Source organism: Protofrankia sp. Cas3 (assembly GCF_963555955.1).
Lineage (GTDB): Bacteria > Actinomycetota > Actinomycetes > Frankiales > Frankiaceae > Protofrankia.
The window spans coordinates 1-26,179 of record NZ_CAUVXP010000081.1; the positions used below are offsets into that span (position 1 = coordinate 1).

The 26,179-nt window shown below is 68.9% G+C and carries 22 protein-coding genes; 15 read left to right on the forward strand and 7 right to left on the reverse strand.

What is annotated here, in order from left to right:
- Positions 1-204 precede the first annotated feature (204 nt).
- A complete protein-coding gene (locus U9983_RS27930) occupies positions 205-627 on the forward strand; it encodes a type II toxin-antitoxin system Phd/YefM family antitoxin (protein WP_416211413.1) in 423 nt (140 codons plus the stop codon).
- On the opposite strand, the gene U9983_RS15820 is transcribed toward U9983_RS27930, so the two are convergent.
- Entirely contained in the window at positions 534-2,873 is a 2,340-nt protein-coding gene (locus U9983_RS15820; protein WP_322754782.1) for a helicase-associated domain-containing protein, read from the reverse strand. The genes U9983_RS27930 and U9983_RS15820 overlap by 94 nt on opposite strands.
- Positions 2,874-3,028: 155 nt before the next feature.
- Here U9983_RS15820 and U9983_RS15825 point away from each other — a divergent pair, with 155 nt between their 5' ends.
- On the forward strand, positions 3,029-4,432 hold the full coding sequence (locus tag U9983_RS15825; protein ID WP_322754762.1) for a glutamate decarboxylase: 1,404 nt from the start codon (positions 3,029-3,031) through the stop codon (positions 4,430-4,432).
- Positions 4,433-4,607: 175 nt separating this feature from the next.
- Complete coding sequence (locus U9983_RS15830) at positions 4,608-6,239, forward strand: esterase-like activity of phytase family protein (RefSeq protein ID WP_322754763.1); 1,632 nt, start codon at positions 4,608-4,610, stop codon at positions 6,237-6,239.
- A gap of 104 nt (positions 6,240-6,343) precedes the next feature.
- On the opposite strand, the gene U9983_RS15835 is transcribed toward U9983_RS15830, so the two are convergent.
- From U9983_RS15835 to U9983_RS15845, 3 genes are all read right to left on the reverse strand, one after another.
- The gene (locus U9983_RS15835) at positions 6,344-7,813 is read right to left on the reverse strand and encodes an ATP-binding protein (RefSeq protein WP_322754764.1); all 1,470 of its coding nucleotides are present in this window, start codon (positions 7,811-7,813) and stop codon (positions 6,344-6,346) included.
- A gap of 135 nt (positions 7,814-7,948) precedes the next feature.
- On the reverse strand, positions 7,949-8,113 hold the full coding sequence (locus U9983_RS15840) for a hypothetical protein (RefSeq protein ID WP_322754765.1): 165 nt from the start codon (positions 8,111-8,113) through the stop codon (positions 7,949-7,951).
- An 81-nt stretch (positions 8,114-8,194) separates the two neighbouring features.
- On the reverse strand, positions 8,195-8,995 hold the full coding sequence (locus U9983_RS15845) for an SDR family oxidoreductase (RefSeq protein WP_322754766.1): 801 nt from the start codon (positions 8,993-8,995) through the stop codon (positions 8,195-8,197).
- Positions 8,996-9,191: 196 nt separating this feature from the next.
- On the opposite strand from U9983_RS15845, the gene U9983_RS15850 reads away from it, so the two are divergent.
- Positions 9,192-10,151, forward strand: a complete 960-nt coding sequence (locus U9983_RS15850; RefSeq protein WP_322754767.1) for a helix-turn-helix transcriptional regulator — start codon at positions 9,192-9,194, stop codon at positions 10,149-10,151.
- Between the two features lie 140 nt (positions 10,152-10,291).
- On the opposite strand, the gene U9983_RS15855 is transcribed toward U9983_RS15850, so the two are convergent.
- Positions 10,292-10,543, reverse strand: coding sequence for a hypothetical protein (locus U9983_RS15855; protein ID WP_322754768.1), 252 nt, complete (start codon positions 10,541-10,543; stop codon positions 10,292-10,294).
- A 193-nt stretch (positions 10,544-10,736) separates the two neighbouring features.
- Between U9983_RS15855 and U9983_RS15860 the strand changes: the two genes are divergently transcribed.
- From U9983_RS15860 to U9983_RS15895, 8 genes are all read left to right on the forward strand, one after another.
- The gene (locus tag U9983_RS15860; RefSeq protein WP_322754769.1) at positions 10,737-11,180 is read left to right on the forward strand and encodes a CATRA system-associated protein; all 444 of its coding nucleotides are present in this window, start codon (positions 10,737-10,739) and stop codon (positions 11,178-11,180) included.
- Entirely contained in the window at positions 11,155-12,690 is a 1,536-nt protein-coding gene (locus U9983_RS15865; protein WP_322754770.1) for a CATRA conflict system CASPASE/TPR repeat-associated protein, read from the forward strand. The genes U9983_RS15860 and U9983_RS15865 overlap by 26 nt, the downstream gene beginning before the upstream one ends.
- Positions 12,691-12,802: 112 nt before the next feature.
- Positions 12,803-15,424, forward strand: a complete 2,622-nt coding sequence (locus U9983_RS15870; RefSeq protein WP_322754771.1) for a CHAT domain-containing protein — start codon at positions 12,803-12,805, stop codon at positions 15,422-15,424.
- 1,120 nt (positions 15,425-16,544) lie between these two features.
- Positions 16,545-16,796: a hypothetical protein gene (locus U9983_RS15875; protein ID WP_322754772.1), complete on the forward strand. Its 252-nt coding sequence runs from the start codon at positions 16,545-16,547 to the stop codon at positions 16,794-16,796.
- A 343-nt stretch (positions 16,797-17,139) separates the two neighbouring features.
- Positions 17,140-18,720, forward strand: a complete 1,581-nt coding sequence (locus U9983_RS15880; protein ID WP_322754773.1) for a transposase — start codon at positions 17,140-17,142, stop codon at positions 18,718-18,720.
- A 99-nt stretch (positions 18,721-18,819) separates the two neighbouring features.
- Positions 18,820-18,987, forward strand: a complete 168-nt coding sequence (locus U9983_RS15885; RefSeq protein WP_322754774.1) for a hypothetical protein — start codon at positions 18,820-18,822, stop codon at positions 18,985-18,987.
- Between the two features lie 198 nt (positions 18,988-19,185).
- Positions 19,186-20,205 (forward strand): hypothetical protein, encoded by a 1,020-nt coding sequence (locus U9983_RS15890; RefSeq protein WP_322754775.1) that lies wholly within the window; start codon positions 19,186-19,188, stop codon positions 20,203-20,205.
- Positions 20,097-20,447: a tyrosine-type recombinase/integrase gene (locus U9983_RS15895; protein WP_322754776.1), complete on the forward strand. Its 351-nt coding sequence runs from the start codon at positions 20,097-20,099 to the stop codon at positions 20,445-20,447. Before U9983_RS15890 ends, U9983_RS15895 begins: the two co-directional genes overlap by 109 nt.
- A gap of 69 nt (positions 20,448-20,516) precedes the next feature.
- Here U9983_RS15895 and U9983_RS15900 read toward each other — a convergent pair whose 3' ends face one another.
- A complete protein-coding gene (locus U9983_RS15900; RefSeq protein WP_322754777.1) occupies positions 20,517-21,332 on the reverse strand; it encodes a hypothetical protein in 816 nt (271 codons plus the stop codon).
- A 164-nt stretch (positions 21,333-21,496) separates the two neighbouring features.
- Positions 21,497-24,406, reverse strand: coding sequence for a hypothetical protein (locus tag U9983_RS15905; RefSeq protein WP_322754778.1), 2,910 nt, complete (start codon positions 24,404-24,406; stop codon positions 21,497-21,499).
- 129 nt (positions 24,407-24,535) lie between these two features.
- Here U9983_RS15905 and U9983_RS15910 point away from each other — a divergent pair, with 129 nt between their 5' ends.
- From U9983_RS15910 to U9983_RS15920, 3 genes are all read left to right on the forward strand, one after another.
- Positions 24,536-24,913, forward strand: a complete 378-nt coding sequence (locus U9983_RS15910; protein WP_322754779.1) for a metalloregulator ArsR/SmtB family transcription factor — start codon at positions 24,536-24,538, stop codon at positions 24,911-24,913.
- 40 nt (positions 24,914-24,953) lie between these two features.
- Complete coding sequence (locus tag U9983_RS15915; RefSeq protein WP_322754780.1) at positions 24,954-25,415, forward strand: SRPBCC family protein; 462 nt, start codon at positions 24,954-24,956, stop codon at positions 25,413-25,415.
- A gap of 415 nt (positions 25,416-25,830) precedes the next feature.
- Positions 25,831-26,179: ArsR/SmtB family transcription factor (locus U9983_RS15920; RefSeq protein WP_416211414.1), on the forward strand; the 349-nt coding region annotated here is incomplete at its 3' end.

The following is a 26,179-nucleotide window of genomic DNA, read 5'->3' on the forward strand; positions in this document are numbered from 1 at the left end:
ATGGGTAAAGAATGTCACGATACGCGCCCGCCCCGGCCAGGAGGAGTACCTATCACTGGGAGCGCGGCCGGTCGCGCTCTTGCAGGACTGCACTTCCGGTGGGGTCTGGCCTCAATCCCAAGAACGATCTTTTCTATGTAGTCTGAATTCAGGCCTCTTCAGACGACACTTGTGACCATGACGATCGCTGCGACTCCCGTGCCGATGTCCGAGGCCAAGGCGCGCCTGTCCGAGCTGGCACGCCGGGTACGCACGCAGCACGAACGGATCACGCTGACCCGCAACGGTGAGGCCGAAGCGGTCCTGCTGTCCGTTGACGATCTCGAAGGCCTCGAGATGACGGTGGAGATCCTCAGTGACTCGCGGGCCGTCGCTCGGATCACCGAAAGCCTCGCCGCGCTCGGACGCGGAGAGGAGGGGCCGACCTCGCCACTATGCGTGCCGACCTGGCCCGGTGGGAGCTGGCGCCGCGGTGGTGGAGACGGCCGGAGCAGATCTTCGTCGGCGTCCAGGGATCAGAGGGATCAGAGAGATCAGGATGCTGGGCTGACGGATTCGATGTTGGCGACGGAGAACTCACGTTGGGCGTTGCGCAGGTGGCACCAGGCGTCGATCCACTTGCCGTAGAGCTGTTGTGGCTGGATCTTGCGAACCGTCCGGGTGCCGTTGGCGTCCCGGTAGGTGATGACGATGTCGCCGCAGTGGTCCATGGCGTCGGCCAACAGCGCCAGTTCCGCCTCGTTCAGGCGGGTGTTCAGCCGCGCCAACAGCCTGAGCGTGCCCGCGTCCGGCATCGTGTCGTCGTCGGGATGCGCGGCCAGCCGGCGGGCGAGATCAACCGGGGAGACCCGTGGTGGCCTGCGGGCGGGGCTGTTGAAGCGGGGGGAGCCCTGGTGTTCCTGGCGGCGCGGCACGATCATCGTGCCGGCGGCGTCCTCGGCGATCGGGTAGAAGCCGACCTCGCGCAGCCGGGTCAGGACCACCTCAAGCTTCAAGGGGCTTGCCAGGACGGTGGGTGCCAGCCGGCTGAGCTGCAGTTTGGCAAGCGACCGGGTGTGCAGGACCTCGGTGGTCGTCGCCTCGTCGGCGACGACGCAGCAGCGCATGCCGCGCACGCGCACATGGCCGTGCCGGCGTGCGACATCGGTGATGAGGTACTCCAACGGCTGCGGCACGGCATGAGCCGACATGGTGCGCAGCTGCGCGAGAAGGTCGTCCGCGGCCCACCCGGCGTCCAGGGCGGCACGCACGCTCGACGAGCTGAAACGCCACGTCCCGGCGGCACCGCGAGACTCCGCGACGGCGGCGTCGCGCAGCAGCTGGGTGGCGCCCGCACTGGGCTGGCCGGCCACCATGGCGGTCAGATCCGACTGAATGATCACGCTGAACGTGGCTTCGGGCAGCAGCCCGCCACACCGTCGTGCCAGTTCCTCGACGGCATCGGCCGGTGCCGCCTCGTCGACGGCCAGCAGGTGTTCCCCGAGTTCGGACAGCACGTCGACGGCGACCACTCCGAGCAGTTCCGCCTCCCGCACCGCTGCGGCGATCTTGTCGTCGCGCCGGATGGGGTCATACCCGTGCAGCGGGCAGAACCAGTCGATCTCCCGGCCGGTCGCGCGAACCGAAGCACCCGGGCCAGCCGAACCGGCCGCGCCCACCATCGTCCGCCGTAGCCAGCCTGCCCCGGACATCAGTGGCAGCGGCGGCGGGACCTCCTTGTCACCTTCGATCTCCCGGCTGGACGGCGCGTGCTCGAGGGCGAACCACGCCGACGCGAGCACGGCCCATCGCAGGCCCATCTCAGCGGCGCGCCAATCCTGGTAGTCCGATGTCGGCGCATACCCGCCGTCGGTCAGGCCCAGCAGGCCGGCGGCGTACGCGAGATCGATCCACAGCAGGAGGTCGCCCTCGGGCATGGACAGTCGTTTCGCGAGCCGCGACCGTTCCCGAGGCCCCACTCCACCCTTTTTCAGGGCCACCACAGGTGTGGCGCGGGCCTCGTCGAGAAGGGCCGTCACCCGCCCCACCGCACCTTCGGCGGCGGCCTGGGCGCCGGAACGCACCATCGTCGCGTCGACGTCCGGGTGGGGGATCATCGGCCGGCCGGTCAGGGCCAGGTCGGTATCGGCCCGCCAGGCGGCGACCGCGACTTCCCGAGGCAGCTCGGGCTGGCGGTTGCTGACCAGCACCAGACCCGCGGCGATCAGGGTTTCGGTCTGGCTGATCGCACCGGGCGACCCGTACGTGAGGTTCCACGAATAGTCTCCGGTCAGGCTACGACGAAGATCGTTGAGTCGATCCCGCGCCCCCTTCGACAGCCCAGAGATGATCGTAATGAGCCGATCGGTTTCCGACATCAGTTCGGACAGCCGCGTACCCAGCTCAGGTTTGCCCAGGCCGTCGGCGTCGGCCCCGAGCGCCTGGACCGCGGTGCGCAGCTCCGCCACGAGGACCGAACGGGCCATCGTCTCCACCGGGCGGGCGGCGCCGATGTCCGCCGACCAGTGCGCGAGAAGCCGTTCCGGCAGCTGCAACGCACCGGAGTCACGCCAGGCCAGGCCGCGGACACACAGCTCGGCACCACCGTCGCCGACGGCATCCTGCGAAGCACCCAGCCAGGCAGCCAGCGCGGGCACGGTCGCCGACCCGCCCAGCGCGGCGAGGCCCTGCCCGACACGTACCGTGTCCCGGTTCAGCGTCCGCATTGCCGCGACGAGCGAATCCGTGCCATCCAGCCGGTAAACCAGCTGGATGAAACCTCGCGGAACCGGCTCGATCAGGACGTCCGGGCGCGCCTCCAGCAGTGTGATCAGCGACGCCTCGTCCAAGGTTGACAAGTAGTCGGCGAACGATTGGGAACTCACCTGCTCCATTGTGCCGGCCAGGCTACGTGCGGACGCTACCGGCATACCACCGGCCCGACCGGCAGGCCGCCGGTGTCATATCGAGTCCAGGACTGGCTGGAGCAGGACCGGCTGGAGCAGGACTATCTGGCGCAGGACTATCTGGAGCAGGAGGTGCACCGGCGATGGCCCTACACGGCCAGGCGGGCGGCGAGCGGGCACAGGAGACGGTCGGCATCCGGCCGCAGTTCATCCGCCCGGGTGAGGAGGTCGTGGTTCCGCGGTTCCGCATACCGCCGGACTCGATCGCCCCGGAGACCGCCTACCAGATCGTGCACGACGAGCTGATGCTCGACGGCAATGCGCGGCTGAACATGGCCACGTTCGTGACCACCTGGATGGATCCGCACGCAGACCGGCTCATGGCCGAGTGTGCCCCCAAGAACATGATCGACAAGGATGAGTACCCGCAGACCGCCGAACTGGAGGCGCGCTGCGTGAACATGCTCGCGGACCTGTGGCACGTGCCCGACGCCGAGAACGCGGTCGGTTGCTCGACGACCGGCTCCTCCGAGGCGTGCATGCTCGCCGGCCTCGCGCTGACCCGGCGCTGGCGGACCCGGCGCCGATCGGCTGGCATGCCCGCCGATCATCCCAACATCGTCATGGGTGCCAACGTGCAGGTCTGCTGGGAGAAGTTCGCCCGCTACTGGGATGTCGAGCCGCGGCTGGTGCCACTCGCGCCGGGGCGCACCCACCTGACCGCGGACGAGGCGGTCGCCCGCTGCGACGAGAACACCGTCGGGGTGGTGGCGATTCTCGGATCGACGTTCGACGGCAGCTACGAACCGGTGGCCGAGATCGTGGCTGCCCTCGACCGCCTCGCGGCGTCGGGTGGCCCGGATGTGCCGGTGCACGTCGACGCCGCCTCCGGCGGGTTCGTGGCGCCCTTCTGCGATCCGGATCTGGTCTGGGATTTTCAGCTGGATCGGGTGGCGTCCATCAACGCCTCCGGCCACAAGTTCGGGCTGGTCTATCCGGGGGTGGGCTGGCTGCTGTGGCGCGACAAGGCGGCGCTGCCGTCCGAGCTGGTCTTTGAGGTGGACTATCTGGGCGGCAGCATGCCGACATTCGCGCTGAACTTCTCCCGGCCGGGTGCCCAGGTGGTCGCGCAGTACTACACACTGCTGCAGCTGGGTCGGGAGGGGTATCGGCGGGTGACGCAGACCTGCCGGGACAATGCCCGCTGGCTGGCTGATGAGGTAGCGAAACTGGGGCCGTTCGAACTGGTTTCGGATGGCAGCGGTATCCCGGCGTTCGCGTTCGCGCTGCGGGATGAGGTCAGCGAATACAGCGTCTTCGATGTCTCCGAGCTGCTCCGCACCCGTGGCTGGTTGGTACCGGCATACCGGTTCCCGCCGGCGCTCGAGCAGCTGGCGGTGCTCAGAATAGTCGTGCGCAACGGCTTCAGCCGGGATCTGGCCGGATTGCTGGTCGCGGATTTGCGCCGGGTGGTGAACCGGTTGTCCGATCCGCATCGGCACCCGTGGCCGCAGGAGGATGACGGCGTCACCTCGTTCCATCACTGAGCCGTCCGCGCCGAGCCGTCCGCGCCGAGCCGTTCGGGCCGAGCCGTCCGCGCACCGTCGTCCAGCTGTCCGCGTGCGTGTCGCCCGTTGGTCGCCCGCCCGACTGCATCCGTGCATCTGTGCTGATGAGACTTGCCCGCGGCGCGTCGGGGGACGCGCCGCGGAGGAGGAACGGATGAACCGTCTGGGAATAGCCGCAGTCGCGGCGGGTGCCGTGGCCCTGTCTGTCATGGGTGCCGGGGCCGCGTCCGCCCATTCGCCTGACCAGGGCAGTGCGCTCGCGGCGCAGGACGACGCGTACTGGGTCAAGGCGGGTGGAGTTCTCACCGTGCGCGGTGACGGGGTGCTCGACAACGACACCGGCTGGCCGGCGACTCTGGTCAGGCACACCCAACCCGCCCACGGCACACTCAGCCTGAACCAGGACGGGTCGTTCCGTTACACCCCGGCGGCCGGCTTCATGGGCGATGACACCTTCACTTACTCGATCAGTAACGCGGTGTCGCTTTACACCACACACGTGCCACCGATAGCGACGATCGGCGGTGTGCCGATCACCGGTGGCGGCTTCGGCTCGTCGCTGTATCCGGTGCCCGGCTCACCGGACGAGTACTACGGCGTAACCGACCGCGGTCCGAACGTCGACGGACCGAACGGGGTGAAGGTCGAGGCGCTGCCGGACTTCGACCCGGCCATCGGCCGGTTCCGTCTCGTCGACGGCAAGGCCGTCCTGAAAAGCGTGATCCCGCTGCGCGCGGCGGACGGCTCACCGTACTCGGGTCGGGTCAACAGCCAGGCGAACACCGGCGAGAGCATCGTCGACCTCAACGGCAACCCGCTGCCGGCCGACCCGAACGGTTACGACTCCGAGGGCCTGGTTGCCCTGCCCGACGGTACGTTCTGGGTATCGGACGAGTACGGCCCGTTCATCACCCACTTCGGCCGCGACGGCCGCGCGATCGAGCGGCTCTCACCGTTCGACGGGTCGCTGCCGGCGGAGCTCGCCAAGCGGGTGCCGAACAAGGGGATGGAAGGGCTGACGGTCACCCCCGACGGGCAGACCCTGGTCGGAGCCATGCAGCAGGCGTTGGCGCAACCCGACCTCACCGCCAAGCCTGCCGGTGTCACCACCCTGCGGATCGTCACCTACGGCCTGCGTACGCACGTCACGCACGAATACCTCTACCTTCTCGACGACCCGAAGGTGAACAGCGGCGCGGTCAGCGAGATCACGGCGCTGAGCGACACGACGTTCCTCGTCGACGAGCGTGACGGGCACACCGAGCCCGGTGCCTACAAGAAGCTGTTCCGCATCGACCTGACCGGTGCCACCGATGTCGGACCGGCCGCGACGCTGCCCGGCGCGGTCTACAACGCGGCAAAGGGCGGCCTGCTCGTCGGCCCCAACCAGCGCACGATTGAGGCCTACGTGGGGACGGCGACGACGGTGAACGCGGCCGCCGCGCTTGCCGCCGTCGGCATCACCCCCGCCGCCAAGAGCCTCAACCTCGACCTGGGCGCTCTGCTGACCGGCCTCGATCCGGCCGGCGGGTTCTTCGGGCATGACAAGATCGAAGGGGTTGCGGTCGCCGACGGCGGGCGCACGATCGTCATCAGCAACGACAGCGACTTCGGCATCGACGGCGTCACGAACAGCACCCCGCCCTTCCAGCTCCATCCGAAGGTGCTGCCGAACGGGACGCAGGACGACGGCGAGTTCCTCGCGATCGACACCACTCGCCTGCCGGCGGCGGTCAGCACCGCTACGGTCACGGTGACGGTCGGTCCGGGTAGCCACCGTCCCTGACGGCCGCTGACACTGACGGCCGCTGACATGCGTTCGAGGCCGGTCCCGCGCGAACCTGGCGGGGCCGGCCTCGGGCCAGACCGGATAGCGGAGATCATGGTCTGTTATTCGCTCTGGTAAAGCCGTTGCAGGTCGATGAGTTCGATGGTGTGGTCGTGTGCGGCGGCCTCGTGTAGTTCCGGTGTGAAACCTGCTCCGCTGAAACACAGCAGGCGTGGGGAGTCGCCGTTGGCGGTATGTGTGGGTAGCAGGCTGCGAATGTGGTCGAGGCGCTGCAGGTGACTGATACCCATGGTCTTGTTCCATTTCGCTTCGCCGAGGGCGAGCAGGATTTCGCGTTCGGAGTCATGGTGGCCGAAGACCGCGACGTCGATCTCGTGGCTGGTCCTGGCGGCCGGGTCGTTGACGATCCCGGCGGCGACCCGGGTGGGATGCCCGCCACAGGTGTCGGGGGTGGCATGCCAGCGGGCCCATTCGCGACACAGGTTCTCGAAGTGCGGTCCGAGGATCGTGCTGAGGAACGTGGGCTGGGCGCGTTGCCACACGGCGGGGGCGCGGCCGGGGCGTTCCAGATCACCCCAGTAGGGGCGCATCACGGCGTGGTAGAAGGCGATCAGTGGCTCGGCGATCCGGTAGGCGGAGCGGTTGCGGCGGAAGGCGTCGGGTTCGTGGCGGATCAGGCCGACGTTCTCGAGGACGCTCAGTGGGTGGGCGAGGTCGGTGGATTTCCGGCCGAGGTAGTCGGCGATCCCGCCGCGGGCGGTGTTACCGGCGGCGATCGCGGCCAGCACGGAGTGGTAGAGGGCGGTGTCGTGGAGGTCGGGTTCCTCGGCGAGTAGGTAGCGGGCTTCGCGGAAGAGGGGGCGGCCGGGGTTGAGGACGGTGCGGGTGACCCAGGGGTCGAAGTCGTCGGGGCCGGCTGGTGTGTCGCCCTGGGTGAATTCGTGACGGTAGGCGGGGGTGCCGCCGACGATGGCGTGGGTGAGTACGGCGGTGCGCGGGTCGGTGATCTCCCAGAACTGGGCGGCGAGGCGGTAGTCGAGGGTGGGGACGACGAGTTCGAGTCCGGCGCGGCCGCGTAGGGGGGCGTTGCCGGCCAGCAGTCGGCCCATGAAGGACACCGCGGAGCCGCAGAGCAGCAGTCGTACGGGGGTGTTGGTGCGCTGGGCCGTCGGGTCCAGGGCGCGTTGGATGATGGACGGTAGCGCGGGGGATGCTTTGGCGAGGAAGGGAAACTCGTCGATGACGACGACGGTGGGCCCGGCTGTGGCGATGCGCATCAGCTGGCTGACGGCCTCGTCCCAGTGGGCGAAGCGGTAGGCGACCGGTTCGTCGCGGTAGCGGGCGAGAGCCTCACCGAACTGGCGCAGGGCGTCGGTCTCGGTGGTCTCGGTGGCGGTGAACAGGAAACCGCTGTGGGCACGGGTGATGGCGTCGAGGAGGAAGGTCTTGCCCTGGCGTCGCCGTCCGGAGACCACGCCCAGCGTGGCCTCCGGACCGGGGTGGTGGGCGAAGCGGGTCAGTTCGGCCCATTCGAAGTCGCGGTCGAACATCTCCACGGGCTTGGTCGCCATGCCGCCCTCATGTTGATAGCTCTACTTATTATAGCTGGAGCTATCCATCCTACTCTGAGGGTGATCGCGCCGCCGAGAAGGGCGGGTTCCCCCATGCCGGCGGGCAACTACGCCCATTGTCGGAATTCGGGCCGTTTACTCATACAAGATCGTCTGTGTGATCCCAGTCGCGCTCGGTAGTCCAGGGTCGGCCTGCGGGGTCGCGAAGGTGCAGCGTGGTCCTGTTGCCTTCGTCAACCGGGGGTCCAGCGTGGCGAGCTTTGCGCTCACCACGAGACCCGAGTCGATGACGAGGGTCATCGACGGTCTGTGTCGCGGTGGCCGATGATCGACTCGGCCGACAGCCGGCTGCCGATACGTTGCTTGCGGTCGCGGATCCGCTCAGGCGATGCTGATACCGCCGTCCACCGTCACCACCGTGCCGGTGACGTAGCTGTTGGCCATGAGGAACAGCGCGGCAGCCGCGACCTCTGCGGGGGTCGCGACCCGGCCGAGAGGGAGCGCCGCGCCGGCGGCCGCGACAGCCGAGTCGCCCGCCGGGCCGTCGGCCGCTCCGATCAGGCCGCGGAACAGTGGCGTGTCGGTGCTGCCCGGCCGTACCACATTGATCCTCGTCGGGCGGAGTTCCAGGGCGAGTGCACGAGCGTATGCCTCGATGGCTCCCAGCGAGGCGGCCCCGAGCGCGACCCCGGGAGCCGGCCGGTTGATGAAGATCCCGGAAGTGAAGGTCAGCGACCCGCCGGGCGTCAACCTGGACGCGGCCGCGCGGGCCACGTGGTGCGCTCCGAACAGCCTGCTCACGATGTTGACGTCGCCGGCGGGCGTGGCCACCTCGGAAATCGGCGCGGCCGCCATCAGCGCGGCGGAGACGAACACGTGATCAATCGGGCCGAGCGAGGCGAACAGCGTCTCGACCGCGACGGGGTCGGTCACGTCGGCGGTCGCCGTGTTCACGTCGCGGTCATGGCGGAGCGCGAGTTCACCGGCGGCGGCGGCAAGCCGGCCCGCGTCCCGGGCGACGAGTGTGACGTCGGCGCCGACGCCGGCCAACAGGTCGCCGGCAGCCAGACCGATCCCGACACTGCCGCCAATCACGATCACACGTGATCCGGCGAGTGCGTGCGGCAGCGGTGGCACCGTGCGCGGCGCGGCCGGTTCGGTCGCGGACAATGTGTTGGTCATGTTGATCCTCTCTACAGGTCGACAACCGTCCCGGCGAGTCGTTCGGGCTGCGACGAACTGGCAGGTCCGACCGGCGCGGTTGGCCGATCGGCGCGACACAGTCGACGGTGCCGGCCATGGGCGACGGCATGAAGGCCCGGCGAAGGCCGGGGTCTGCTGCCTGGTCCTGACAGGGCCTGGCACCCCGAGACACACGGTGCAGACTGACGGTGTGGGTGCCGACAACGCTCTGGGCGTGTTCCTGCTGTCGCGCCGCGCCCGGCTGCTGCCCGCTCAGGTCGGGTTGCCCACGCACGGCACCCGGCGTACCACCGGCCTGCGCCGTGAGGAGGCCGCGGCACTGTCCGGGGTGAGCATCGACTACTACACGCGTCTCGAGCAGGGGCGTGACCGCCACCCGTCCTACGAGGTGCTGGCGGCGATCAGCCGCGGCCTGCGACTCACGGCAGACGAACACCGACACCTGTGTCATCTGGCTGGTCTGGCCATCCCGGAACCGGCCGTCGACGCCCGCGCGGTGCGGCCGCGAATCCGCGAGATCCTCGACGCGCTCGATCCGATGCCCGCCTATCTACTGACTCCGGCGCTTGACGTCATCGCCTGGAACCGGACGGCGACACTCGTCCTGACCGACTTCGCGGCCGTCCCCAAGGGCGACCGCAACATCGTCTGGCTCAACTTTCTGCACCCGCCGCTGCGCCAACGCTGGTCGGACTGGGGCGACACGGCCAAGGACCTGGTGGGTAACCTGCGGGCCGAGCTCGGCCGGCATCCCGGCGAACCGCGCATCCTCGCGGTGGCCGAGCGGATGGCGGCGACCAGCCCGGAATTCGCGGACCTGTGGGACCGGCAGGACGTCGCCCAGCGGTGCGGCGCGATGAAGCTGCTCGCTCATCCGGAAGTCGGGACGTTGCGCATGGTGTGCGAAACGATGCGCGTCCCGCCCGCCGACCAGCGGCTGGTCACCTTCCACGCCGCCGATGAAGCCACCGCCCGGCGGCTCGACGCCCTCGGCCGCACGCCATCGCGACCCCATGACGCGACGCCTGCCAGGCTGTCCGCGCTGCCCAGGCCGACTGCCCACGCCGTCCGCCCGCCGCGAGCCGTCGGCGGGAGCCACGTGTCGATGCCGGCGCCGTCCGACGGGATCCGGTGACCGCCGCAGCCCTCGCAGCTGTCATACCCGGCGCCCTGCGGATGCCGTCACGCCGGGACCGGGGTTGGGCCCGAGTTGGCCACACCATCGCCTGCGCGTCCGGCGGCGGCTGTGATGGTGGGGTCGGTGGCCGGCATTGATCAGCCCGCGAGCATGCGCTCGAGGCCTACCGGGTCGCTGAGGTAGACCGAGCCCGCGCCGGCGGAGGCGTCGTCAGGCCAGATGACCGTCTGTCCGGCGACGACGCCGGCGACGATCCTTTCGGCGACGATCTCCGGGGCGGCCTTGTCGGCATCGACCCCGGCCAGCATGTCGGTGTCGATGCCACCGGGGTAGGCGCCCTCTCTACGCAGGGAGCGCCGAGTTCCACGCTGCCGGGCGGGGCTGCCCATCCGCCCACGCTGGCCAGGGCCTCGTAGGTCTCCTCGGCGCTGCGTACGATGGCGCCGATGCGCGGTGGTGTGGAGCGCAGTGCGGTGAGCAGCCAGAAGTGCCGCAGGTCGCCGGCCGACTCCGCAAGCGCGAGGAAGGGTTGATCGATGAGGCCGGCGAGGCGCAGCTCGGCATGCGCGGAGCGTCCCGGACGTGCTGGACTGGTCCGGGCTGCGCAGCGGCGTCTGTCACTATGATGTCCTTATGCGTGGTCAGGGGGGTTACGACCGCTGTACGCCGGGTTCGGGAGTTGACGCGGATACGGTGGATGACGCAGTTGACGTCCTCCGGCAGGCGTTGACGTGGGAGCTGCGGGCGCGGGGTTGGGCGTCGGTCGATAGGATCTTGGACGCCATGGAGCGGGCTCTCGCTGCTGGCGACGGGGAGGGTGTGGGCAGTGCGACGGTGGGCCTTTGGCTCGCGAGCCCAGTGCGAATATCGCGGGCGGGCGAGGTGGATCCGTCGGGGCTTCTGCGCAGGGAGGATCGGGAGCGGATCAACAAGCTGATCTACAGTCTCGAAAGCCAGGTCCGAAACGGCGATCGGGATGACGAGCCGGAGGACGAGCCTGATGCAGAGCGTTCCCGCGGTCGGTGATCCAGAGCTGGTTATTCATCTGTTCGCGCCGACGGCCGGGCCGGACAGAGACCGTGCCTATCGCCAGTTGCTGCGGATCTGGGCGGCGTGCCGGGACCTGATGAGGATGGATCGTCCCCTGCCCAGCGACAAGCTAGATGCTGTCGTGCCGCTGGAGCCTCCGCCGTCCCCTCCACCGGCCGACGAGACGGAGGTGGTGCTGGCTGGCCAGCAGCGCGACAGCAGAGAGGTGCTGCAGGCATTGCTGCGACGCCGGCACGACGTCCTTTGTCTGTCCGTTGTCCTGACCTCGCATCCCGATGTCCTCGGTGATTGGGCGGATCTGGACCGGCAGTGGGATGCGATAGCCGGAACGGCGCCTCCGACGCTGCTGGGTACCGCCCGGATCTATCAGGCGTGTTTGCTGGATCCCAGCATTGGCCTGCCGGAGGCGAGCGCGGCGCATGCGACACGTTACGCCGCCGGCTTGGCTCACGGCGGCGTAACGGGTTGGGAGGAGTACGGCACAACGTCGGGCGACGGCTTCGCCATCTGGGATCTCGGTGGCGACGACATGCGCTTGGAGCGGCGTCTCGTCGTCATCGCGTCGAAGGACGATGACCGCCGACTCAGCGCGTGGACCTGGTCCGACGGCCGGCTGTCCCTGCCGCCGTTCGCGCGCTACCTACTCCAGGCAGCCAAGGTTCGATTCGAGCTCCGGGTGCGGACGGGGGCCGACCCTCGCGCACTGAGCGACCGCTCGGACGCGGTGGCCCGCAGGCTGGGGATGCTGCTGGTCAACGCTGGCGAGCCGAGGCCCGCGAACGAGTCGAGCAAGGTAGGCGCTGCGTCCGATCGGCTTGACACCGTCCTGGGGCAGTTGAGGCGGCAGGAGATCCGGCTCGTCGAGGCTGCCGCATCCCTGCGCGAGATGAGGCGAACGGTGGAGATCGCCGCTGACAACATGGCTGCGGTGCTCGGCGTGGCGGACGCGCGTGGCGACCGGGGTCTGTTCGGAGAGGACCAGCAGGTGGCCGCCTGGTTCGTGCGGCAGCTCGACGACGACCTCTTCTACCTTGAGGCGGCGCGGGACCGGGCCCGCGAGACGGACCGGCTGGTCGAGCGTGAGGTCGACCGGCTGCGGCAAGCGGCGCCGCCGCGGCAGGCCGATGCTGTGGACCTGGGGGCCAGCCGACGACAGCCGGCGGGCGAACCGATGGCCGACATCGAGCTGTCGGCGGATGACCGGGTAGCGTTTGCCCGGGTGTTGGCCACGATTTTCGGTACCGGTCCGGCAGCGGACCAACTCCTCGAACGCATTGGGTATGCGCGGAGCCGCCGGCCGAGCGTGGGTTCGGAGGGGGCCGAGACGGTGTGGCACGAGATCCTGCGGGATCTGACGCACGGGGCCGTCGCCCGGCCAATAAGTCGGCTGCTGCTCGCCGCGCTCGACCAATATCCCCACAACGACACGTTCGTGCGCCTGTCGATGACCTACGGTGATTGCGGATGGCTTAACGAAAATAATTGATCATTTTTCTGTGAGTACACCACGGGGGTAGCATGCAGGCTGTGATCGCTGGGTCCGACGTCGGATACGGCGACATCGGATACGACGTGGACGAATCGCGTGCGGTCGGCCGATGGACCACGAGCAGCGCCGCCTTCTAGCGATCTTCGATCGCGCCACGACTCGGCGACCCGCCGACGTGGATGCGGCTGTCGCGGAACTGCGCCGCGAGGCAGCGACACGCTCGCGGCGTAGGTCAGGGCGTGCTGGCTTTCTCCTTGCGTCGGTGCTGATGCTGCGGGCCGATCTGATCGGCGGACACGCGGACCTCAACGAGGCGTGCCGGGTGCTCGACGGTCTGCTGGCCAGGCGTTTCCTCCTCGGCCCGGACGACAGGCCGACCGTTCTGGGCGCGCTCGCGGAGGCCCGCGCGAAGCTGCTCGATCCCTGGCTCGCCGACGTGCTACCATCGGTGAGTGAAGCGGCCCACGCCGCCGCCAGATTCGACGAGCCTCCGGAGCTGGACGACGCAGCCGAGGCGCTGGACGTTTTCACCCAGCTGAATGTTCCCGCCGACCTCCAAGCCGAGTTCCGCCGGCTGTCCGACGCGGCCGTGACCGCGTACGAAGACAGCTTCAACGCGACGCGCCGGCACGGCGCGCAGGTACTTGCCCGCCATCTTGCTTCCTACGCGGAGCTGCTCGCCCTGCACGAGTGGCTCACCGGCGAGTCCGGCGGTTACGACCGTGCGATCGCCATGCTCGCCGACGTGGCCGGCGGCGTGCCGCCGAAGGACCGGGCCGGTTCGGCTGACGTGCGCGCCCCGCTCGCCATCCTGCTGCTGGCGCGCGCCCGGATCCGCCGTGACCGTGGGGACGGCGCAGGCTGGGCCGCCGACGTCGGCTCGCTGGGCCGGAACCTGGAGCTGCTGCTTGACCACGCCGAAGCCGCACCGGAACTCCTCGACGACCCGATGTTGACGCTTACCTGGCAGGCGACGGTCGCCGCCGCTCATGGCTGGCTGGGGCATGCGCTCAGCCGGCAGGTCTGGGACGATGCGGCCCGGCTCGGGCTGCGGACGACAGTCCTGTTTCAGCGCCTGCACGACCGGCTCGCTCCGTGGAGCGTCCAGGAGAGCATGCGGGTATCGGCGGCCGGCCTGCACGACCGGACCGCATTTGCGATCCTGCGCTCGGCTGCTCACGCGAGCCGGGCGAGCGGCGCGAGTCGGGCGGCCCGCCGGGCGGTCTGCGTCGTCGAGCAGGGACGGGCGGCCTACCTGCGGGAGGTACAGCAGACGGCGCTGGACACGCAGACGGCCGTCGACCTGGCCGAGGCCGGACACGCGAAACTCGCCGAGCGGCTGAACGGCTTCCTGCAGGCCGCCGCCGGCCTGGAACGCCGCTCCCGCGCGGAACACGGACCCGGCGCCGAGCTGACCGGCCATCAGCGCACCGACGGAGACGACGCACATCCGATGCTCGCGGATGCCGTCCTCGCGAACCGCCGCGCGCGGGCCGCTGCGCGCCGGGACGCCCGCGCCGCGCTCACCGGCGCACCCGAGCCCCCGGACGATCCCTGGATGGACATCTGCGTCGCCGCGCAGCCCGGCACCCCGCTGGCATACCTGGTCAGTCTCACCACCGACATGAATCTGACATCCAGTCTCGTGTCGTTCGTCCTGGTGGTGCGGGCATGGCCGGACGAGTCGACGACCGTCGACGTCCGTTGGCTGCCCGCTGCGGACGCCACCTCGGTGTTCGCAGCGGCGGCGCGTTGGACTGAACCCGACACCCCTGACCCCGCCGACGTCGAGGACATCCTCACCTGGCTGGACCAGGCCGTCGCCGCGCCCTTGGTGCAGGTGGCCGGCCATCCTCGCCGGCTCGCGGTCGTTGCCGGTGGGATGGCGAGCTTCCTGCCACTGCCCGCGGCTCGCCGGGCGGACGGGCGTCACCTGCTCGAATCCACGGTGCTGGAGTTCGCACCGAGCGCACGACTGCTGACCGCCTGCCGGCACCGCGCCACCAGGGACGCCGACGCGTCCTGCGGGCGTACGCCGTCCCGCCTAATTACGGTCGCCGACCCGGAGTCAGGTGGTCAGACCGCGCCGCTGCGTCTGGCCCGGGCGGAGACCGCAGCGGTCCGCCGGATACTGCGCGCCGCCTGCACCGAACTAGCCGGACCGGATGCAACCGTCGGCCGGCTACGTCCGCTGCTGGCGCTGGTGGCGGACCGGGCCGTGCCGACGGTCGTGCATTTTGCTTGCCACGCGACCGCCGAAGCGCGGTCTCCGCTCGACAGCAAGCTGTGGCTGGCGGCCCACGGCGGCGGGGCGGAGGGTTTCACCCTTGCGGATCTCCTGGATCATTCCTGGGCCGGTGCACGGCTGGTCACGCTGTCCGCCTGTGAGACCGCTGTGCCGGGCCGGGAGGTCCCGAATGAGGCGCTGTCCCTCGCGGGTGGCTTGCTCGCGGGCGGGGCGGAGGCAGTGTTGGCGACCCAACGCACTGTCCCGGACGTGGCAGCCGCGGTGCTGACGGCGCGCTTCTACCAGGAGTGGACGCATCAGCCGGCGGACCCGGCCGCGGCGCTGGTGGATGCTCAGCGCTGGATCATCCAGGCCCCGGCGCAGGAGATCCGGGAATGGGTGGGCGGCCAGTTCGCCCCGGACATCAGTCGGGTCGGTGTCCCGCTGGTGGAGGCGCTGCGCGCGCCAGCGGGATGGGGCCCCTTCGTGCTGTCCGGCGCCTGAGTGCGAGCCAAGTTTGGTGGATCCGACGGCACGTGAGGAGAGGCACCAATGCGCAGGCGCGACAAGGCGCGTAAGGCCTTAAGCCTCGATGCACCGTCGTATATGCCTGTCTGGCGGTCGGTTTGAACACGAAAATGTCCTCTCGAACTGGCGGACGGAAGCGTAGAGAACCTCCATCCTCCCAGATCAGTTGTGCCACGAACGCGGAAAGTGAGGTCCATGGTAGGTAGACTTCATTCTGATGCGGTGCTGCGTGGAAGATGAAGGTATGGCCCTTCGGAGCCGCCCTGCGGGGGGGAAGGCTTCAAACCGCCTCATGCTGCGTCGGTTGAATACCGGGCGTGGTGAGCGATGAGGAAAAGGCGCACTGGATGCGTCAGGTGGGGACAGGGAAGGCGAACGCAAGTGAATCGCTGTCGAAGTGTCGAAAGGGAGTAGGCGGGCGGCATCGAAAGTGGGGTTTCTGATCAGCCCCAGGATAAGCCTGGCGGATACCCGTTTACTGGCCAGGTGGTGCCCGGCATGCAGGCGACGCGAGCCCGGTCTGCTGCTTTCACGCGGAACGTGGGAAGGCGGATCCGACACAGTCGCTCGCAGGGGTGCGGGTGGTAACAGGGAGAGCGCCAAGCGGCAGAAACCGTGAGGCGTTGAGTACCGTAGCGGGGCCGCTGGCGGACCAGCCTGTAGTAGCGCGGAAGTTCCTGTAATGGGAGCGGAGTAAAGGGGCTGGATCATCCATGGTCGGTTCACCGGGTCAACCGGAGCTCTGGGAGGAGCCGGGTGGGTAAGCCGAAGCAGGCGGAGAAGCCGTTTGATATTCCGAAGCAAGCCGTATGGGAGGTCTACCGGAGAGTCAAGGCAAACGATGGGGCGCCGGGGGGCGGACGGGTGCTCGGTCGAGGACTTCGAGAAGGATCTGAAGAACACCTTTACAGGATCTAGAATCGGATGTCCTCGGGTACCTATTTCCCGCTGCCGGTGCGGGCGGACCGACGTCCCGCGCGGCGCACCCACGGTGCCGAACCGACCAGCGCTCTCCGGACCGCGTCGGCACGAGTGGAATAGCGTGTGTGCTGTTGTGGCGGGGACGGTGTCCGGTTGTCGCCGGTACACTGGTTGCGTGACCGCAGCGTACGACTACGAGGATATGCACCACCTGGTGGACAGGCTTTCGTTGGCCCAGGTGCGGCATCTGCGTGTGCTGGTCGAGCCCGACCCGGAGCTCTCGCCGCTGGTGGGGGCAGAAGAAGGGGAGGATACTCCGGTCCGGCAAGGGCTCCTGTCGTTCATCGGGAGTATGGAGTCCGGGCGTGGTGATTTGTCGGAGCGGCACAGTGAAATCATCCGGGAAGGCTTGAGCTTTCCTGGATGAATACGCTTCTCGATACGGGGCCTCTGGTTGCCGCGGCTGACCGGTCCGACAAGAATCATGTGGTGTGCTCCGAGTTGCTGGGGAGACTCGCGCGGGAAGGGCCGACTGCTGGTGTCCTCTCCGGTCGTCGTGGAGGTCTGCTGGCTGGTCGAGAAGTTCCGCGGCCCCGAAGCCGAGGCGGATTTTCGGCTCTTCGCAGTAGGCCGGAAGTCGTGTTTGTCTGCTGACTTTTTGTGATTGCCGGCGGTGACGTGGGGTAGTCGCTGCCGGGGTGTGGAACGAGGCGCACCCGCCCCCTGGAAGGATCAGATCTTGTCGAGGGAAATGATCACCAGGTGAACGGGTGCGCGTGTTCGAGGGTATGCGAGTCGAGATGGCGGAGCTGCTGGGACTGCCCGGGGTCGAGGTCGTGGCCGCGGAGCGGGAGGCGGACGGCTCGTTACGGGTGTATGCCCGTACGGCGGAGGGCGCTGTGTGCTGCCCGGGCTGCGGCGCAGAGGCGTGCCGGATGAAGGAGCTGGTCACGCAGGAGCTTCGGCATCTGGTGGTGGCGCCGATGAGGGTGATCTTGCGTAAGGAGCGGTGGTGGTGTGACCGTGGGCTGTGTCCACAGCGCAGTTTCACGGTCGGGCCGCTGGCGGTGCGGGGTGGCACGGTCACGACGTCGGCGAAGGAGACGATGGGCCACCTGATCGGGGACTGGATGGCGCCGGCTAATCGGGTCGCCGGCGCGGTCGGGGTGAGCTGGCACACCGGTCACGGCGGGTTTGTGGCCGTGGCCGAAGCGGCCGGCATCGTCGTAACCGACGCCGACGCCGACGCCGTCGGCGATGCTGTGACCTGCGCTGATACCGACGCCGACGCCGTCGGCGGCGACGCTGCCGTACCAGGCGGCGCCGAGGATGGCGCGGCCGAGGATGCCTGCACTGTCACCGATAGTCCTGATACTGGGATGCCTGGTGCCGATAGCGCTGAGGATGGGGTGGCGGCGGGCCGGTCAGTGAGCGGGCCGCTCCCATCGGTACGGGTCCTCGGGGTTGATGACCACCGCCGGGGCAGGCCCCGGTACCACCGCGACCTGGTCACCGGCGGGTGGGTCGAGGACGCCGACCGCTGGACGTCGGTGTTCGTCGACTCCACCGGTGGGCATGGCCTGCTCGGCCAGACCGAGGGCCGCACCGTCGCCGACGTCGTCGGCTGGCTGGTCGCCTGTGACGAGGCGTGGCGTGGCTGGATCACCCACGTCACCCTCGACATGTCGTCGGTCTACAAGTCCGCGATCCGCCAGGCGCTGCCGCACGCGGCGCTCGCGGTCGGCCCCTTCCACATCTCGCAACTCGCGAACAAGACGGTCGCAGACGTGCGGCGCAGGGTCACGTTCGAGCACCACGGGCGCCGCGGCCGGGCCGACGACCTCGAGTACAAGATCAAGGGGATGCTCGTCCGCGGCGCCGAGAAGCTCACGCCGGCGGCGCGGCAGAAGCTGCTGTGCGCGCTGGCGGACCTCGGGAACGGCGGCTGCGAGATCCGGGCCGCCTGGCAGGCGAAGGAGCTGCTGCGCGACGTGCTGAAACTGTCCCCGGCCCGCACTGGCAGGGCGACCTGCCGCTCCGAGGTCTCCGCGGCCCTGACCAGGTTCTTCGCGTACTGTGCCACGACCGGGGCCGCGGTCCCCGAGGTCGTCACCCTCGCCGAGACGATCTCCAAGTGGCGCGACGAGATCGCGACCGCAGTCCTCCACGGGCTGTCCAACGCGGCCTCGGAGGGCATCAACCGGTTGATCAAACTGGTCTACCGCATCGCGTTCGGCATGACCAACGTCGGCAACCAGCTGCGCCGAGCCCGCTACGTCGCGTCCCGTAAGACCCGCCCCCTCTGGCTACAATCCGTAACCGTCAACCGAGAACTACCTGTAGCGGCCTAAATACACAGTCCGGCCTACTGCGAAGAGCCGGATTTTCTCGAACTGGTTTCCGCCGGGGAACTTGAGCTCGTCGAGATCACTCGGGCTGACGTCCGGCGGATGGCCGAGTCCGTGCGCCGGTATGCGGACTTCCCGTTGGGTGTGGTCGATGCTGCGGTGATTACCCTTGCCGAGCGGCTCGGCGTCCGCCAGGTGGCGATGCTCGACCGGAGGCACTTCTCAGTGGTCCGGCCCCGGCACATCGAAGCGTTCACGCTCGTGCCGTAGCAGCTCGGGATCGTTCCGGTGGGGCCGTGTGCCGGTCGGCCAGGTCACCACGGCGCGGTAGGTTGATGGCGGGAGGCCGGTGTGGGTGGACCCCTGCCTTGCAAAGTCGCTGCCGCCCGTCCGCCGGCTTGGCGTATGGCTGCGCCCGTGATGTGACCGGGTCGCCTGGCCCGACGGTAACCCGCTGGACGGTGCCTGATGGCCGCGGGGAAGGGGAGCCGGCGGGGGAACAACGAGGGGTCGGCGTACCGGTATCGCAATGGTTGGGCCGGTCAGGTCTGCATGCCCGACGGTAGCCGCAAGACCGTGTACGGCAAGACGAAAGAATCCGTTGTCGACGAGATCCGCACGGTGCGGCGAGCGATCGATGACGGCGTGCCGGTGGTGTCCACCCGGATGACGGTGAGGGAGTACCTCGATCAGTGGGTGACGGTGGTGCTGCCGTCTCGGGTAGTGGCGGGCACGCTCGCGGAGTCGACCGTCGAATCGTATGAGCTGCTCGTGCGGCTGCACATCATCCCGGTGCTGGGCCGGCACGAGCTACGCAAACTCTCGACGGTGCATGTCCGGCAGTGGATGACGGTGAAGCTCACCGAACCGTCCGCGGCCGGTGTCGCCGCGCGTCAACGGCGGGAAGAGGACAAGGCCCGCACGGCCGCGGAGAAAGCGGCACAGCAGCAGATCGCCGAGACGGACCGGCCGCAGCGGCGAACCGGGCGCAAACCTGGCCCGCCGAAGCGGGTTGCGACACCCGACCTGAAACCGATCAAACCGCTGTCGGCGCGCAGCGTCGGCTATCTGGTGACGATTCTGCGGCTGGCGTTGACCGACGCGGTCCGGGAAGAACTGCTGGTGCGCAATGTCGCGGAGCTGGTCCAGCCGCCGCGGAAAGACGATGCGCCGGTGCGGGCGTTGTCGGATGCGGACGCGGGCCGGGTCCTGGCGGTGGCGCTCGTCGATCGGCTCGCCGCGTTGTGGATGCTCATGCTGGCGCTGGGCCTGCGCAAGGGGGAGGCGCTCGGGTTGCGCTGGGACGTTGTCGACCTGGACGCGGGCACGGTGGAGATTCGGCGTAAGCAGCGGCGACGGAATGGCAGGATGACGGGCTGGTGTTCACCACGTCCACCGGTCGCGGTATCCAGCCGCGGGACGTCAACCGCCGGTGGGACAAGGTCTGTGCGGATGCCGGCGTCCATCGAACACGCGTTCATGATCTGAGACAGACCTCGGCGACGCTGCTGTTCCGCGCCGGGGTGGATCTCAACGAGATCCGGGTGTTGCTCCGGCATACCCGGATCGCGACCACGGCCGACATCTACATCGATGTCCTGGAAGACGTCCGGCGCGGGACGGCCGCGAGCATGGATGGCATCCTGGGCCGGCTGGCTCCACCGACCCGACCGGATGCTACGGAGCGTGATGATGGCGAGGGCGACGGTGGGACGTCCGCGGGGCTCTGACCTGCCTCAACCAGCGTGCGCTCGGAGGGACTCGAATCCCCAACCTCGTGATTCGTAGTCCGAAGGCGGTTATCCGGCGATCGCTATCCGCGCGCCGACGCCGGTGAGGTAGAGCGGGCTGTTGGTGAAGTCCACGCGGTCCTCCTCGCCGACGTAGAGGTCGATGTGCTTGTCGCCGCCGAGACCCGGGGTGAACTCGTCGTGGATCGTCCACGTCGCCGCACGCAGCCGGCCGCAGGCGCCCGCGTCGATCGCCGAGTGGTCCTCCTCGGTGCCGCACGCGACAACGGTGAACCTGGCGCCCTGGGCCAGGACACCCGAGTCGGCCGCGGCAGTGGTGAAGGGCGCCAGGCGCTGGCCCGTGGTGTCGGCGGGGACCGTGTCGAGCCAGTAGCCGGTGTCATACGACCAGTTCAAGTAGCTTCCAGCGTGGTCACCGTTGGTGATCCGGCCGGTGCCTTCGTCGTGCACGGCCTTGATGAAGTCCTTGGGATAGGTGCCGAGTGCGTCGTGGCCGTGCTCGCAGTCCTGGCGGGGACAGCCCGTCACCGACTCGGGTTGGCCGTGGTGGAAGCTCTCGACGGCCGTGTAGTAGACGGTGATCATCCAGCCGTCACTGGCCTGGCCAGCGGGTGCGGTGGTAGGGACGGGAGCGCCAGTGTTGTGGGCGGTCGCCGGCGGTGACATCGCGCCGTGACTGGGGGTACCGGTGGCAGGGGCGGTGGCCGGCGGCGGCACCACAGTGGGGACGATGGTGAGCGTGCGCTGGGCGGTGGGTTGCGGTTGGGTCGGGCCATGGATGTCAGACGAGCTCAGTTGGCAGCCGGCTGCCGCCAGGCACAGCACGACGGCGATGCCCAGCGGCCCGGCCCGGCCCGCGGGCATCCGACCGCCGGTGGCGGGGCGGGTCGCTGGACGATCGCCGGAAATACGAAGTCTCAGCATATTGCGTAGTATTGCCGTCCTCGATCCTCCCGTCACCCCCCGTTGGGGATAGGACACGCAACGGCCTACACAGCGCGCGACCCGGCCGATGGAGCGGACGATCTCTAAATGTCGGGTTCCGGGGTGAGTTCCAGGAGGGACGCACCGACCGGCCGCCGTTGTTGCCAGGCTGCGAGAATGTGACGCACGGCGGCGGTGGCCGCCCAGTCCTGCGGCCGGATGCGTGAGATTGCCAGCGCCACGGCATCGGCCACCGTGGGGTCGCTCAGGGCGCGTTCGAGGACTTCAGGGTCGGTGCCGGCAGTTCTCACCGGTAGAATAGCGGTACGCGGCCTGCCGGCTACCGTGGAGACCTTTGTGCGGTCGAGTTCGGTCAGCAGGTTCTGCAGTGCCTGTGTGGCCGCGGGCCCGAATTCGTCGTCGTTCAGGTGCGGACGCAGGAACCATCCCAGGCGTTTGATACTGCCGCGCTGCGGCTGCGGCTGCGGCTGCGGCTGCGGCTGTCGTTGTGGCTGGGGCTGGGGCTGCGATTGTGGTGCCGTTTCGCCGGCTGGCCGCTGTGCGCCGGTGAGGGTTCCCAGCGACAGCGTCTGGATCGGGTCCAGCTTGATGGTGGCGCGAAGCCGGCGCGCCTGTGCCGCCAGGATGTCGCTTCCCTGCGCGAGGGTGTGGAGGACAACGGAGGCGGTGGCGCGTTGAACGGTGTTGCCGGCGGCGGCCTGCTCCAGCGCGCGGATCACAAGAACACGCATCCGAGGGTCGGTTGCAATACCCGCAAGGGTGAGGGCCCGCTGGCGCAGGGCGTCGTTCGGCGGGTGCTGGAGCAGTTCCAGCGCATGGTGGGTGAGCAGCATCCGGTACTGGGGTGTCCGGGCCGCGAGATCGTCGTCGAGCATGTCGGCGGCGAGTTCGGCGCCGGCGCCGATCACGAGGGCGAGCAGCTCGGCGGCTTCGATCTCGCGCAGCAGACTGACGACCTGGGCGCGCAGGTGCTCGCGCAGGATGAAGGTGCGCCCGGCGGCGAGCAGCCAGGTGTTGCGCCAGTGCGCCGATGGTGCCAGCAGGCGTAAACGTTCGATCATGACGTCGTCGGTACCGGCGACGATGGCACGGGCGGCCATGAACTCCTGCAGGCTGCGGACTTCGAAGCCGATGCTGTCCTCGCCCTTGGGAATCAGCAGGACGAGGCGATGGGTGGCGGCTCTGACGAGGTTGTCGGCGAGGCGGTGGATGTCGGGCTCGGGGTGGCCCTCGGCGTGGAGCCGGGCGACGGCAACGGCTCGGAGCCGTTCGGCGGGCATGGCGGCGTCCGCTTCGCCGTCGGCTTCGGCGAGGACCTGCAATTCCAGCCCGACCCGTTCGTGCAGCGCGTGGACGTCGGCGCGATAGTCGTCGAGCAGGCGGGCCAGAGGACCTCGTTTGGCGGCTTCGCGGGCGTAAATGGTGTCGTAGTAGGCGTCGAACAGCCGGGAGCGGTCCTGCGGGACGCGCGAGCGCTGTTCCAGCAACAGCGACATGATGGTGACCTGGAGCGGGGTGCGCATGAGCCGGGCGGTCAGGGGTTCGTCGGCGGCCCGCTGGACCCGTCGCAGCACCCGGTCGCGCAGGTCGGTGTCGTCGCCGTGGCGGGCCTCGGCCAGGCGGGTCGCGTAGGCGATGGCACCCGGCGGCAGCAGCGGGGCCAGGGTGAGATGTTCGTACAGCGTGTCGGTGAACTCGCCGGTGTAGCCCTGCGGTCGGGTGGTCGCGACGATGAGCAGGTCGGCGTCGACGCGGGTGGCGTCCACGAGAAAGTCGGTGACGTGCCGCATGAGGTGCTCGCGGGCGTGCGGGGAGGCGACCTCGTCCAGGCCGTCAAGGACCAGCAGCCACGGCCAGCCGGCGAGCCAGCCGCGTAGTTGACCGGCGGTGACCCGGTCGGTGGCGCGGGCGCTGACCCGATCGGCGATCCAGCGCAGCAGGGACACGTCCGATCCGCCGGCGACCTCGTCACCGTAGGCGGACAGTTCCACCCGGACGGGCCAGCGGCGGCTGTTGGGGACCGGCAGGTTGATGTCGGCCAGGTTGGCGCGCAGCGTCGTGCGCAGGCTGCCGGATTCGGGTCCGAGCCGGTCGGTCTCGCCGAGCAGGGCCACCCGGTAGGCCTGTGCGATCAGCTGCCCGAGGGTGGTCTTGCCCTGGCCCGGCCCGCCGACCAGTACGACGTGTGGACGCCGCTGGCCGATCAGGCTCGGCCGCAGCACGCTGTCGCCACGTTCCAGCACGTACCGGGCCGCGTCGACGATCTCCAGTTTCTCCGGCTGTGGCCGCAGCGCCGGGAGGTCGACCGCGATGCGTCCGAGTGCGAGTTTCTCGTTGTCGGCATGGCCCGCCTGCCCCAGCCGCACCCACTGTTCGGCGAGCATCTCCTTGATCGCATGGGAGGTGAGGACCTCACCGAGATCCGCGGCCTGCCCCTGGAGCACGTCTGCCAGCAGCGCCAGGACGTCGCCGGGTGTGATGAGCCCGCTGAAGGCCTTGCGGACATCGGCGTGGCCGTCGAGCAGCCGGCAGATCGTGTCGTGGTGCCAGGTCCCCCAGCCCTTCAGGCCCAGCGTCGGGGCGTATCCGCGGATGAGTTCGTCCATCGTGTCAACGCCACCGGCCTGGGCGCCGGAGAGCACGACGTTGGTGGTGAACAGCAGATACCGGGGGAGGCGGCCCTTGCTGCGCCGGGCGGACTCCGGGTCGGCCCATCGTTTGAGTTCCGCCTCGACGGTGGCGCGCAGCCAGCGCGTATCCGGGCTCGTGCCCAGCGGGCGGCTGCGGAACTTCGCCTGGATGACGACGTAGCCGTTCCAGTCGGCGGTGTGGTCGTCGGGTGCCCAGCGGACCCGGCCGCTGTAGGTGGCTTCGCGGCCGCCGTCGGGGCCGTCGCCGAAGACGCCGACACCCGGCCCGAACACCTTCAGCGCCAGCGCCTGGGTCAGGTGCTCGAACTCGCGGCTGCCGAGCCGGGTCAGGTCGTAGTCCACGTCCTGCATCCTGCCGGGACGGGATCACCGGCAGTCGAGATGGGTGGGGTGGGCAGCCGGCGCTTGACGGCGTGGCGGCCCCTGTTCTACGTTTAACACATCGATTAATTAACGTCAGGGTGAAATACGATGGCAGCTGATCGACTCAGCACGATCTTCGCGGCGCTGGCGGACCCGACCCGGCGGGCGATCCTGGCCCGGTTGGCGGAGGGCGACGCGACCGTCACGGAGTTGGCCGAGCCGTTCTCGATCAGCCTGCCAGCGATCTCGCGACACCTCAAGGTGCTCGAGCGGGCCGGGTTGATCTCCCGAAGTCGCACGGCCCAGTGGCGCTCGAGCGCTCTCACCGCCGGGCCGCTGCAGGAGGCCACAGCGTGGATGGAGCGCTACCGCCAGTTCTGGGATGCAAACTTCGAGCGGCTCGACGCCCACCTTCGACGCATCCAGCAAGCGCAGTCGCCGTCCGCGGAGGACCAGCCGTCCGCGGAAGACCAACAACAGCAGTGACATGACATCACCCAGACATCAGCGAGAGAGGAACAGCGCCATGGCAGATTCCCCGGCAACCAACGAACTGGTCATCACCCGGATCTTCAACGCTCCGCGGGAACTCGTCTACCGGGCGTTCGTCGACCCCGACCAGATCGCGCAGTGGTTCGGTCCGGTGGGGTTCTCCGTGCCCCGCGACACCGTCGAGGTCGACGCCCGGGTAGGCGGCTATCAGCGGTTGGTAATGGTCAGCGACGATGACCCGACGATGCGCTCGCCGGTCAACGCGACGTTCACCGAGGTCGTCGAGAACGAACTCCTCGTGGGCACCGAGGAGGTGGAGGGTATTCCCGGTTTCGAGGGGATCGCCCAGATGTACATGCGACTGGAGTTCCACGACGAGGGCGGAAAGACCCGCCTGGTGCTGCGCCAGGGTCCCTACACCGACCAGATGGAAGGTATGGCACGCGAGGGTTGGACCAGCTCCTTCACCAAGCTCGACGCCCTGCTGACGCCCTGAGCCCTGCTGACGCCGGCGCCTTGCGTCATCGCTGCCCGCACGCCGCTTCGCGCTGCATCCACCCCAACCCCACTCCTTGATCCGCATTCCCTTCGGTGCGACGAGTGGAAGGATGACGTCAGGAGGCGCTGGTTTTCGGGCGGAAAATGTATGTCAACCATCCACTCGTGCTGGGCCGGCTACCCACCAAGGCGTCGCTGCCACAGCGGCTACACATCCGCGCGGCCACCCGCCGGCCCTCACCCGCTGGCGCCCACTCGCCGACCTGCACATCCGCCACCGCGGCGTGTCCGCCTCGCGATCTACGCACCCTAGCCCCGCTCCTTGATCCACGCTCCTGTTGCCGGGCGTTCTAGATCACCTGAGTCGCGGCGCCCGTTGACAGGTGACTAAAAGGTCACCTATCTTCGAAGGCGTGGACGCGGTGTTCAGAGCGCTGGCTGATCCGACGCGGCGGGCGCTGCTCGACGAGCTCTTCCGGGAGGACGGGCAGACGTTGAGCGCGCTCGAGGCGCGGTTCGACATCACCCGCTTCGGCGTGATGAAGCACCTCAAGCAGCTTGAGGAGGCGGGCCTGGTGGTCACCAGGCGGCGGGGAAGGGAGAAGCTCCACTTCCTGAACGCGGTCCCGATCCGGCTCGTCCACGACCGGTGGGTGAGCAAGTACGCCGAGCCCTGGGCGGCTGCGCTCAGTGGCATCAAGCAGCGACTGGAGAATTCCATGGAGAAGGTTTTCGAGATCTACATCCGCACCACTCCGGAGC